Origin of the sequence: Psychroflexus planctonicus (assembly GCF_014640195.1) — a bacterium.
GTDB lineage: Bacteria > Bacteroidota > Bacteroidia > Flavobacteriales > Flavobacteriaceae > Psychroflexus > Psychroflexus planctonicus.
Genome location: NZ_BMGM01000009.1, coordinates 149,738 through 163,355, shown reverse-complemented (window position 1 = coordinate 163,355; position 13,618 = coordinate 149,738). Strand labels below are relative to the sequence as shown.

General features: G+C 32.9%; 5 protein-coding genes. 4 read left to right on the top strand and 1 reads right to left on the bottom strand.

The window, feature by feature from the left end; translation table 11 throughout:
• Nucleotides 1–55: 55 nt before the first annotated feature.
• The gene (locus IEV72_RS10840) at nt 56–1,675 is read right to left on the bottom strand and encodes a S41 family peptidase (protein WP_188459129.1); all 1,620 of its coding nucleotides are present in this window, start codon (nt 1,673–1,675) and stop codon (nt 56–58) included.
• A 523-nt stretch (nt 1,676–2,198) separates the two neighbouring features.
• On the opposite strand from IEV72_RS10840, the gene IEV72_RS10835 reads away from it, so the two are divergent.
• From IEV72_RS10835 to IEV72_RS10820, 4 genes are all read left to right on the top strand, one after another.
• A complete protein-coding gene (locus tag IEV72_RS10835) occupies nt 2,199–3,461 on the top strand; it encodes a hypothetical protein (protein ID WP_188459128.1) in 1,263 nt (420 codons plus the stop codon).
• Between the two features lie 313 nt (nt 3,462–3,774).
• Nucleotides 3,775–7,692, top strand: coding sequence for an eCIS core domain-containing protein (locus tag IEV72_RS10830; protein WP_188459127.1), 3,918 nt, complete (start codon nt 3,775–3,777; stop codon nt 7,690–7,692).
• A gap of 401 nt (nt 7,693–8,093) precedes the next feature.
• Nucleotides 8,094–11,072, top strand: coding sequence for an nSTAND1 domain-containing NTPase (locus IEV72_RS10825; RefSeq protein ID WP_188459126.1), 2,979 nt, complete (start codon nt 8,094–8,096; stop codon nt 11,070–11,072).
• Nucleotides 11,065–13,605, top strand: a complete 2,541-nt coding sequence (locus tag IEV72_RS10820; protein ID WP_188459125.1) for a TonB-dependent receptor plug domain-containing protein — start codon at nt 11,065–11,067, stop codon at nt 13,603–13,605. The genes IEV72_RS10825 and IEV72_RS10820 overlap by 8 nt, the downstream gene beginning before the upstream one ends.
• Nucleotides 13,606–13,618 lie beyond the last annotated feature (13 nt).

Sequence of the window (13,618 nt, the reverse complement as noted above, 5' to 3'; positions counted from 1 at the left end):
CTCATCTCTCACTTCTTTTCAATCTTCAAATTAACACCTACTTACATTAACCAATTTAAGGTTGTAAAATGGCATTATAATTACTTTGATTAGTTAGAATTTCTTGTGCGGTTTTAATTTCTTCACCTTGTTGAATGTCGTAATTAAAAACTCCTTCTTCGTAAAAATAACGCTGTACTATTTCACGGCTGAGCAGTTTCATAATTTGTTCCTTTTGCTGTACTAAAGCATCTTTTTTAGCATCAGCTAAACCTTCTTGTAAAGCTTCAATTTCTTTGTTTAATACTGTTTTTAAAGCTTCATCTTCAGCAGCAGCTAACATTTTCTGAAAGTGTTTTTCGGTTTCATTTTCAAATTCAAATCCTTTTTCTTCTGTAAAAGTTACAAATTTTTTGAAGTCTCTATCGCTTAATTGGAAATCTTCAATCTTTTCAATTTCATTATCATAAAAATACTGTGTAGCAAAATCGAATATGAGAAACTTCTGTAAAAGTGCTTGAGTTATGCCTTCTACTTTAGCATCTTCTATGCTGATATCTGGCATAATTCCGCCGCCATCAAATACTTTTCTTCCGTTTTTGGTGGTAAATTCGTTATAGGCATCTTCGGTATTTCTAATGGCTTTGCCATCTTGGTATTGTAAGGCTTGTATGCATCTTCCGCTAGGTGTGTAATAGCGCGAAATGGTGATTTTAGCCGAAGTACCGTAACTCAAATTCTTTGGTCGTTGCACCAAACCTTTGCCAAAACTACGGTTGCCGATGATTACACCACGGTCTAAATCTTGAATACTTCCAGAAACAATTTCGGAAGCAGAAGCACTGCGTTCGTTGATTAAAACTGCCAAAGGAATTTCGGTATCTACCGGTCTGTTTTGGGTTACATAATTGGCGTTGTATTTTTCTATAGCCGATTTAGTAAACGTGATTTGTACATCTTTTGGAACAAAAATATTGGTCACATTTACGGCTTCGCCAAGTAAACCACCTGGGTTGTTTCGTAAATCTAAAAGGATTTGTTTTGCACCTTGACTTTTCAATTCTTTTACCGCATTTTCAACTTCTTTGGAAGCTGTTCTAGTAAATTGAGACAAGACAATATAGCCCGTTTGATCTGCTAATAAATCGTAGAACGGAACGGCATTTTCTTTTTCATTAATGCGTGTTAACTCTGTTTTTTGAAGCTTTTCTTTTCGGAGAAATTCAATTTTTAATTTGCTTCCTGGCGAACCTTTTAGCAAATTTTCTGCTTCTTCTAGGTTTCCAGAAAGCGCAATTCCTTCTACTTTTTGCAGTACATCACCAATTTGTAAACCAGCTTCATCAGCGGGTCCATCTTTGCTGATTTGAGTAAGTACTACTTTTTCATTTTGTAAACGAATGCCAGCGCCAATACTCGAAAAGTTTGCCGATTGTTGTATTCTGGCATCCTGTACATCTTGTTCGTTGTAAAATTGTGTATACGGATCTAAATCGTTTAACATAGCTGTAATGGCAGTGTTCATCAATTCTGCGGTATTGATTTCATCTACATAATTCATGTTGACTTCCTTGAATAAGGTAGTGAAGATTTCAATTTGTTTGGCGATTTCAAAAAAATCGGTTTTTACGGTGGTAAATCCAACAGATATTAAAATTCCGATGCTTAATACGCTGATGTATATTTTCTTTTTCATTTATGAATTGAAATTGATTTGTAACTTTAAATTACAAGTTTAAGGCTTTAAAATTAATCAAAATAAAATCTAAGTAAACTTTACGATTCTTAAGTGGTTTCGAATATGGAAGGAATCAATTTGAAATATTTTTTTATTTTTTTTGCTAACCATGAAGATTCTTTATATGATTTGAAGCTATTTTTTAGTTCTCAATAATTTGAAGCTGAATTTTTTCAAAAAGCTTCAAAAGTTTCTTTTCCATTCTTTTACATCTTCAATTTTCATCAAAAAAAGAGATATTAACAAAAGTGCAAACTTTAGCAGAACTTCATTTATTAAACAATATAGCATATTTGTTTTCAACCATTGTCTAATCTGGGAATTTTAAAAGTCTTATATAAATGAAATATATCTTTAGACTTATAAGAAATATGATTGACGATTAACTTAGAGATGCGTCTTTATATGAGTTAATTAATAAATTATATGCAAAATGAGTTAATTTTAAAATTTATAATTAATTTTAGTCCAAATTAATAATTTGAACACCACTCTTAAACAGTCTAAAGATAAAAAAAAATCTTCTGACGGCTCAAAACAAAAAAAGGATAATAATTCTCAGCAAGCTAAAATACTTGATAAACGGTCTGATAATAAAAACCTACTTGAGCTTCAAAAGAAGGCAGATGCTTTTGTGGATCATGATGCTAGCAAGTTACCAGAAAAAAAGACACCAGCAGTAACTAAAAAAATAGAAGTATCTCCAAAGGAGATTTCTGCTGGAGAGACAATTACTGCTTCAAAAGAATCAGAGATAAAAAAAACAACCCCTTTAGAAGAAGAGTCAACTGCTACAGCAACAGAAGACGGCAAGGAACTTAGTCCAAGTCTAGATAAAAAAGAACGAAGCTTCTTAGCAAAAAATGGTGACGAAATTGTGGATAACGTAAGTGTTGGGGCTTCATCTGCAGGTGGAGTTGGCAAAGGAGTAAGCATGCTCAATAAAAAACAAGACCCAGCCAAAGAAGGCAGCAGCATAATGGAAAAAACAAAAGAAGTTTTTAATAAAGCTTCAAGCAAAACAAATTTTTTTAAAATACTTAGTAAGATACCAGGTATTGCCAAACCTTTAGTGACGGCTTATAATAATATTCAAAGTGCAATAGCTAAAAAATCACAATGGGTTGAATTTGAAAAAGCCACTATTGACCCAAAAACAAAAGAGAAAAAAGCTGGTGCTCCTAAAGAAGCAGAATATGGACTTAGTAAAATTTGGAAAGGATTTGTAAGAACCATCAAGAATGTAATCATGGCCATCTCAGACTTTACCGCTAACCTTTTATTATTAATTCCTGGTGCTCAACTGGTTGCTGGACCATGGAAAGCATTTAATACGGTAGTTGGTGCAATAGAATCTGTTTTTAAAGGTGGAAAAAGTGTATATCAATGGATTCGTGGAGAGAAAAAAGATGTAAATTCTGTCAGTTTGCTTGATAAAGCAATTAAAGGGGACCAAGCATCACTTGAATTAATTTACAACTTAAAACTCGATTCTATCTGTGGCTCAGGATTTTCCTTTATAGATTCTATTGCTAAAAACACACAATCAGCCAAAGATTACATCAAAGTGAAATTAGGTTGGAGTGAAGAGCAGGCATCAAGAATTGTTGATATGACACAAACAGGCGGTCCAAAATCTGTTGAAGAATTGAAAACACAATTGCAAGTAATTGCATCAAAAGAAGACTCCAAAAAACTAATAATTAATGATTTGAAAGAAGCAATGACTGGATATGGCACCTAATTTAAAAGGGACTATTCTATAGCAAATGTTAATTCAGCTAGCTCATTTAATTCTTGTTAGATACATAACTTAGATTTAAAGAAGAATCCTTTTCTCATGCGTATTTCAATTGAAATACTTGAACTGCATCCATTGGTTACATCTACCGAAAGTAGCGTTTGGTTCCCGTACTTAAATTCATCTTTGTATTTTAAAAAATATAAAATTGGCTTTCAGTTTAGATAAACATTTTAAAATGAGTTGATTAATAAATTATTTGCAAAATGATATAGTCTTTAAAATTTATAGTTAATTTTATAGAAAATTATTTGCTTTGGATGCCAGCTTTAAACAGTCAAAAGATAACAGTAAATCTTTTGGTGGTACTATACAAAAAAAAGATAATAATTCACAACAATCTGAATTAGTAAACAAACGGTCTGATAACACAAATCTAATTCAACTTCAACAGAAGGCAGATGATTTTGTGGATCAAGAAGCTAATAAGCATGTTGAAGGAAACTCTACTGGATTGCCCGATAACCTGAAAAGTGGTATCGAAAATCTATCGGGTTATTCTATGGACGATGTTAATGTACACTATAATTCTAACAAACCAGATCAATTACAAGCACATGCTTTTGCACAAGGAACAGATATTCACTTAGCTTCAGGTCAAGAAAAGCATCTCCCACATGAGGCTTGGCATGTGATACAACAAAGGCAAGGTCGGGTTCAGCCAACAACAGAAGTTCAAGGTATGCCTATTAATGATAATAATTCTTTAGAGCAGGAAGCAGATATTATGGGCGCAAAGGCGGCTCAGCTAGGTGGTCAGGAAGCTATACCTTTAGCAAATCTTTCACTTAATCAAGGAGGTAATGTACAGCGTAAAGTGATACAACGTCAAGCGGATAGTTCAGTTCTAGAAGAAAAGAAAGCAAAAGTGAAAGCTATATTCGAAGCTAGAATTCGACCACAATTGTTTATATTAGAAGGACAAAATTCATGGTTTAACCGTACGAGGAACACTACGTTCAACCAGCTTCTAAATGCTACCGCTAATTACAATGCAGCTGAAGCCGATAAAAAAGAAAAAGCTTTAGAGCAGGTCAGAAATCTTGGCGAAAAGTGGCTTGATAGACATAAAGAAATTAAGTCTGCTGACGAGCAGATAAAGCATAAATCCATCACCGCTTTATTGAATTTTATTAATGAGTATCGTCAGGATGATGCGGCGGCGGCAAAAGATGAATTCATGAAGCCTCAAGCGGTTGATACCACGCCTGATGATGCGGGTGAAAAGATTGAGTCGACCTCCACTTTTATGGAAAAAGCAAGGGAAGTTGTTACAGGTAATGATACGATTTACACGGATATTATCAAGCATTATACAACTTATCAGAACGATTATGTCAAAGTATCTTCCGAAAGTTCTTCCACTGGATTAAAGATGCTTGCTGAAGTTGCTTTAAAGAGCCAAGAAGTTTTGGATAAAATCAAAGAATGGCATGGTAAGCACAGCGTAGATGGGTTTTTGGCTAGTGCTGTGGAGCATGTATTCCTGGATTATGAACGAAAAAGAGCTATTCTCTCACAGATACAGCAGCATCTTAATGTGTTCAGCTTTAGCGTAGACTTATCGGATCAAGTCACTGTTCGCGGTGCTAATATTTCAACTACTGTACTAAGTAAAGAGCTCACAGGTTTGGGTATACAAATAGCTTTACCAAATGGTCAAGTTTACGAGGAAAAGAACTTTGGCATGACGGTAGAAGATGGGGATACAAAATTTAATTACAACTTTAAACATGCAATTGAATTGAATAACGAAGTGAAACTAGACGATTCAAATGTTATATTAGAGAAGGAACTTGGTAAGATAGTCAACATTCGAGGTGAGGGTAACGTAGCTTTTATCGGTCAGCCAGCGCATACCGAAAATGGAAGTTTTACGGATCCTTTTACGGAAGTGGCCTTAACAAAAGACAATACATGGAGTTTACCAACTAAAGAATTTAGTTATGAAGCTACTGTTGACGGCGATTTACATTTTAGCAGTAGCACTGTATCCATTACAGAGGGTTCAGCCGCCGCCGCCGAAGCGGATCTAGATTTAACTATCAAAGATAAAGTGCCTAATGCAAAAGGTAAGGTGAGCAAGGTTAAGATGAGTAAAGCAGGCTTTGGCTGGAAGAAATCCGCACTCAATATTTCTGGTGGCTTTCTAGTAAATAAACTGGTAGAATTAGCTGAAATTGAAGTACATCAGGAAGGGATGCATACTGGATATAAGCGAACGGTTACTTCTGGAAATGTGAATTTATCGCTAAATAAAGGGCCTGTTGCTGCAAGCATCTCAGATGGAGAAGTGTCCTTAAGTAAAAGTGTAACAAATTCAGACTGGTCATTAAGCACTTTTGCACTAGATTTTGGGTTTGACTACGAAAACCTCTTTAGCAGTTCGGTAGAACGAGCGATTTACAGCGATAGTGATAAAAAACTGAGTCTAAAATCATTAACTGTGACGCTCAAATCAGATGTTCTTCCAGGACTGGAAAATACTTCTGCAGAGCTAGAGGGATTGGTTATTCAGGATAAGGGAAGCGCAGTAGAAACAGACTTTGAGAAGATTACGATTAGAAAACCAGCGTCTACGTTTAAGCCCAACGATGGTATCAGTTACAAGACACCGGCTGCAATTTCTTTAACTAAGTTAGCAAAAGGAAAGTATAAGTTGGATATTGGAGATTCGGCGCTAGACATCAAAGCGGGTAACTGGCTAGATGCCGATGCAACAGCTTCTGCCGAATTCACCTTTGATGCAGGCCAGAAAGTCGCGAATTCGTCATTAATTACGGTTAAAACAGCTACTATAACACTAGGGTCTGCTTTAAATGCTCATTTGAAAGGACTAAAAGGCACGGTTGATAATTTAACCATAGCATCTAGCTTTAAAGGTTCAGGTGATGACCCTACAAATGACATAGATTGGGGAAAAATCACGGTAACTAATCCGCAAGATGGCGCAGTTTCATTTGGAGGCCCGATTAGTGTTATGCCTCCTAAAAAAGCGGAAATTTTATCGCCAAAACAGAAATATAAAACGACCCTTACTGGTGCTACTGGAACGGCCAATATTCCTGGTATGCAAGCTACTGGCGCAGTTAATTTTAGCTTTGATAGTACTGGGAAAGTTTCATTAGAAGACGGTTCTAAACTAAGCGTTGATGGGAAAACAGGTAAAATACCCCCTAAAATTCCAGGTTGGCCGGTATCACTAACGGTTCCATTTCCAATGGGTGGGTTACCTTTCGAAGCGAGTGTAAGGTTTGAGGCTGGAGGTGGTGTAGCTTTAAATTATAATTTATCTTTTGCCTATGAGAAGAAAGAAGTTCCTTCACTTGCCTTAAAAGGAACTATGGGCGCTGATGGAGAGATTTTTGCCAATGTTACAATAAGTGCAGGTGTAGGCTCTACCATAGCTCTTTATGCGGGTGTATATGCAGAAACAGGAGCAAAGGCTGTTGTGAAGGGTAATGCCACTTTAAATGGTCGTTTTCTTCAAAACGAAAAATCATTTACTGCTGAAGAATTAACCGCTGTAGCTGAAATGAAAGGCAATTTAACCGCTAGTTTGAAATTTGGCGCTGAAGCTAGAGCACTCTATTTCTTCCGTAAAAAGTTATATGAATTTGAAGCCGCAAACTGGAATATTGGCGAAGCGAGTAAAACCCTGACGTATTCTTTAATGGGTGAAGATGATGGCAAAAAGTATTCGCTAAATGAGGGTTCTGGAGTATTATCTCCTAATGGGGAAAACTTAAAATTACCAGATGCCAATGCTACTAAAGAGAATAAAGAAGGACAAGCCTTGGATGAGATATCTAGGAATTTAACAGGCTACACTCCAATTGATTCAGCTAAAGCGGAGATTGCAGCGATTATTGACGGGGAAAACGGAAGCTTACGCAAAACATCGCCAGATGCTATTGAAATTATGGCGTCATCTATAATTGAAGTGGGAAAAAGTATTTCTACAGATGTAGCAAAAAATGATTCATGGAAAATTACCAGAGCTTTTAACATATCTGATTCAAAAGAGCGCCATGAAAAAGTGGAACAGGTTAAAAAACTTACAAAAGATTTAGAACAAGAAGCAAATAAGCTAGCATCTTATATCGAAAATGGAAACTTGCCTGCCATTATAAAGTTTGACAAATTACTTTCGGATTTAGCAAAATATCTTTGACCTAGGTAATTAAGACTACCCTATATTGCTCATGTATCTACCACGTTCCTTGACCTGTAAGCTTACTCTAAAACTAGACTCATCTTATAGTATCATGGTACTTTTTTACTTTTACTATTCTAGGAGTCTGCTCTAAACCACTTTTGAAAAGTTTGATTTAAAGAAAACACGACAATTTAAGTTTTTATTAAGGCTCCCAAAAACATGATTTGTAAAAAGTAACTCCTAAGAATAAAATCTAATTTTACTGTAAAAGTTAATTCTTTACTTTTTTTTCAGAGGTACGATATTTTATTATTTAAACATGAACAACTATTAAAAAAAAAATATTAACTCAATAAAAAAGTATTTTAACTATTTTTGAGTTTTTTTTAAAATTTAGTTATGAAATATCATTAGTCATGTCTAAACGTGATATAAATAGTACTTTACTTTGTTTCGAAACTTACGGTTTCTCAAACAATAATAATTTTGTAGGTAGAGAACAGCAGATTAATGATATCATTCTAAAGCTCGAGAAGGAAAATTTTATAAGTTGTATTGGCCCAGCAGAAAGTGGAAAAACTTCACTTATTAATGCCGGACTTATTCCTACACTACAAAATTCAACTCATAATAAATGGTGCTTCTATAACTGTAATAAAGATATTAATTCATTAAACGAGCTCTTAAAAAGTTTAGATAGACTTACTAAAAATGATACCAATCAAGAAGTTGTAGGTATTATTCAAAAATTTTTAGTTCCAAAATATAAAGACAGTTTAACATTTATAAAAAATAAGAATGCAAAGCACCTTATTATTATAGACGATTTTTATTGCTCATTCATTAAAAACAAAAAACACAGTCCTGAAAAGTTTAACGAATTTGTATCTGCCATTAATAGTATAATTCGATCAAAAAACTCTAGAATATATCTTTTAACCACGTTTCAGGACTCTCACATATCCAAAATTATTCAATATAATGAATTTATTAAATGCATAAATAATTCATTATATCTTCTCCCACCATTAAACAAAGAACAAACCTATATCTTTATAAAGACATGTTTTAATGAGCTTAATGTTAGTATATCAGACAAATTAATAAAAGTAATTGATCATGATATTACTCATCATAAATACCCACTACCTGTATTACAATACACGCTCTATTTTCTATATAAGTCATGGATAAAACAGGGTGATAAAAATGCGCCAATACAACTTGTTGATTATAAAAATATAGGAAGTTCGACTTCTGTAATTAATACTAATGCAGAACATGCCTTTAATGTCTATACTGACGAAGAAAAAAGAGCATGTTGTAAACTTTTTAAGTCTTTAATTAAAATTGAAGAAAAAGAGTATGCTTTAAAAAAACTTTCATTTACAGAAATTAGAGGTATTACAGGTTCATCTGAAACCATTTTAAAAAAGATCATAAGCGAGTTAAGCTCCTCAAACTATAAACTTTTAGATAGAACAGACAATGAGGAAGTTTTAGAGCACGATGTTATATCACTCAGTAGTTTATCTATTACTGTAGAATGGAAACGTCTAGAGCTTTGGATTCATGAAGAAATAGAATCCAGTGAAACTTATATTAAATTATGCAAAGCCGCAAGTCTTTATCAAAATGGCGATAGAGATTTAATGAAGAACCCTGACTTAGAAGTTGTACTAAGTTGGTTCAATAAAGAAAGGCCTACAGAAGACTGGGGTAAAAAGTACGATAGGAGTTACAAAAGGGCTATTAATTTTTTACAAGAAAGCCATAAAGCTTATAAACAAAGAAAAAAATTTAAAGAAGTATCTCAAGCTAGACGGATTAAAAAAAATAAGCAAATTATTACGCTAACTAGTATAGGTTTTTTTATATGTCTTTTTTTAGGGATTTACTCTTGGATAGAGCGTCAATCAGCAATAAAATTTAGTCAAGAATTAATTGTTTCTAATAAAAAGGCTAAAGAAAAAGCAATTGAAGCCAATGAAGCAAAAGAAAAGACTTTAATCAGTATTGAGAAAGAAAAGAAAGCATCTGAATTAGCAAAGGCATCTCAAAAAAAGGCTTTAAAGAATGCACAAATCGCAAATACAGAAAAACAGAAAGCACTTATACTTAAGGAAAAAGCTGAAGCTAATGCTAAAAAAGCTCAACGAGCGGAAAAAAAGGCAAAGGAAAGTGCTATAAGAGAAAAAGCCTATGCAGTGTCTGAATCTAAAGCTAAAGAAGTTTCTTTACTAAATGAACAAGAAGCCCAACGCTTAAAAAATATGACTACAGCAATTAATCTGGCATTTGAGGCTGAAAAAAAATTAGATCAAGGTGAAAAGGAATTAGGGATAGATTTAGCATTAAAAGCATATAATATCTATAAAGACAATGACAGCACAAAAACTTTAAATAATCAAATCTTTCAAGCCATTAATAGGGCGTATTTAGAAGTAGTTGAAGATAAGAAAGTATCCTATAAACATGACATGGGGATAAAAAATGTAAAAATCACCAACTCCATAAATCCGTTAGTTGCACTAGTTGATTACGAGGATAAGCTCACGCTTTTGAGTTCAAAAAATGGTATTTTTAAAAAAGAAATAAAAAGTGAAATAAAAAACGTATCTGATGTTTCTTTTTCCAATTCTAAAGACGAATTGATTATCTCAACATATAATGGTTACTTAAGATTTTTTAACATTCAAAATTCAAAATTTACAAGAGAAGTAAATACATATAACAATCAAATAAACTCAATTGAATATACAAAAGTTGAATCTAATCCTCATCTACTATTAAAACATAATAGCGGAATTCAACTTTATAATCTGGTTATTAATAAACTAAGCTCTAATAAAAAAATGAATTATGAGCAGATTACAATTAACAAAACTGGTAACAAAATTTTATCAATTGAAAGTGACACCCTAAAGTTATATCAATTATCAATATCAAAAAATACAATTCAGCTTAACTTAAAATACCAAAGAAAAATTAACAAAGGTGTTTCTAAAATTAAAATTCTTGAGGATAATCTATTTGCAGCTTGCTACTCAAATGGTTTAGTTGAAATTTATGCTTTAGTTGAAAATCAATTAAACTTAAAAGAAAGCATATTAAATCATAAAAAAGTTAGAATATCAAATATAGAATTGTGTAACATTAACAATAAAAAGATGTTAATTACATCAAGCTTCGACAACACGATTAACCTAACTAATCTTAATAACATTAAAGAGACTATAACATTAATTGGTCATAATAGCTGGGTTACAGGTTTTAGTGTGAATAAAGTAACCAATCAACTTTACAGTATCTCACAGGACGCTTCCGTAAAAAATTGGTTAATTGAAGAAAAAGATATTATAACTGAATTAAAATATTTCAAAGGCTATGAGTAAAAAGTTAGTTAAAAGACTTGTATACAGTTTTATGATATGCAACCTATCATTGTTATGTAAAGCACAGCAAAACAAAGTTAATTGTGACTTAAGTATTTTAGAGAAAGAGTATAATATTGGTCGTTTTATTGAAGTGGATAAGCAATTGCGCCAATGCTTAGATAATTTTGAATCTGATGAATTAAAATACCTAGATGCATTAAGATTACTAACAATGAACTCTATCATGCTTGATGATATGGATCAAGCCATAGCTGATGTGAATAAGTTACTCGATTTTAACTCTGATTACAACATAAGGTCAAACGATCCTTATTTATTTAAGGAATTAATTAAAAAATACAGAAACTATGCGGGTGTTACGGTTAGCTCTGTTTCTAAATTTAAAGAATCTTTAAATGAAGCTCCAGCTTCTGTGTTTGTCATTACAGCGAAAGAAATTGAAAACAGGGGTTATTTAGACGTTGAACAAATATTTCATGATATCCCTGGATTTTCTATTTCAAGGTCTTCTGGTCCTGCCTATTCACTTATTTATGCAAGAGGTTATAGAAGTACTTTAAACGACAAGTTTTTACTATTAATCGATGGAATTGAGAAAAATGACTTGAACTCAGATAACGCAGTTATAAATAGACAAATAGCACTCTCTAACATTAAGCAAATAGAAGTTATTTATGGCCCAGCTTCTACAATGTATGGCGCAAATGCTTTTGCAGCAGTAATAAATATTATAACAAAAACTGGCTCTTTTAATGAAGATAATACATTCTCAGCAAATGTTACTGCTAACTATGGAACTTGGGACACTAAATTTATTGATGGTAATTTTAATAAGAAAATAAAAAAAGGCTATATCTCAATTACGAGTAGAATTTTCGAATCTGACGAAATGGATCTTAGTAATAATGGTTATGAATATAACCCAGATAGTTACGATTATTTGTCGAATTCGACTAATTTAACAGGTGAAGAAGCTTCTGACTTTATCTCTAATAACAGCACAACATCTCCTTACTTTAATTTTGACACTGATATCCCAAGTGTTACTTTAAATGAGTTAGGAGCCGAAAGAATGAAACAATTAGATAAAGGTTTAATAAACTCTGAGCCTAATTTAGGCTTTAATAATTCTGTTAAAAACTGGTTTGTAAGCTCAAAATTAAAAATTGACGACTTCACACTTGGCATAGAAAGCTTTAAGTCCAACTCAGGTGCATTACCTTGGTATAGCAAATCAGCTAGAATAGCTTCTGATGAATTATCAAGGTGGATCACTTTAAATAGTGCTGTATTTTTAAAATATGAAAAGAAACTTAATCAAAAATTTTTTCTTACCAATTTAGCATCCTACAGAGTCCATTCTTTGGATGGTAAAACTAACTTATCAACAGGTTATTTATATAATAATAATCAGCTAGGCTTTCAAGACCTAATTGATGGAACTTCACCCTTTTTAAGTACAACCTATTTCTACAGGACTTCCAATCAATTGAGAAATGAGCTAAAACTATTTTATAAAACAAATAAATTTAATGTTATTTCAGGATTAGAATTTAGGCAAGGTTACTTTCAGATGAATTACCTGACTAGTGATTTTCCAAATCCAGAAGAAAATATAGACCCTAGCACAGAAGTTGGGATAAGAGGTGGTAATAATTCTAGTAAATTAGATGTTGGATATTACTTGCAAGGAAAATATGAGTTTACTAATCGGCTTTCATTAACTCTAGGAGGAAGATTAGATTATAATTTAGTAAGGAATAACGGTGGGTATGGGTTTGTTTTTAATCCACGAGCGGCTCTTATTTATAACCAAAATGATAAATTTACGCTTAAGGCAATTTATTCAGAAGCCTTTAAAGATGCTTCTTTCTTAACAAAATATGCTACTACAGACACAAGAATTGCAAATCCATCACTGAGTCCTGAAAAAGTTAGGAATCTAGAGTTAACTACTATACTTAATCCATTCAAAAATTTTGAAATCAAACTTAACGGATTTATGGCTTCATATTCAAATGTTGTTGCTGAGGTAAATATTGGAAATGGTCAAACTCAAAATCAAGCATCAGCACAGGGAAATAATATAAAAGGATTACAAGCATCACTTGATTTTAATTACAACTCCTTAAGAGTTTGGGCTAACTACACATACTTAGATCCTTTTGACGATGGGTCCGATAAACGGATAAGTGATATCCCTTCAAACAATATTAATGCAGGTTTTAACCTTTTGCTTTTTAAAAACTGGAATTTTAATTTCAGAGCAAATTATGTAGGGAAGAGACCAACAGGTATTAATACTGCCGGGAGTTCAAGTCCTTTAAGTTCGATTGATCCTTATACTGTTTTTCATGCCAACATTACATTTAAGGTATTTGAAGGTTTTCACATTGGATGCCTTGTAAATAATTTATTAGATGAACAATATTACCACCCTGGCGTTAGAGCTGCAGCCAATCAGGTATATAACAGCCAATCTCTACAAAATTCTAGAAGCATCATGTTAAGAGCTAATTATAAATTTTAATCTAAGATTTTAA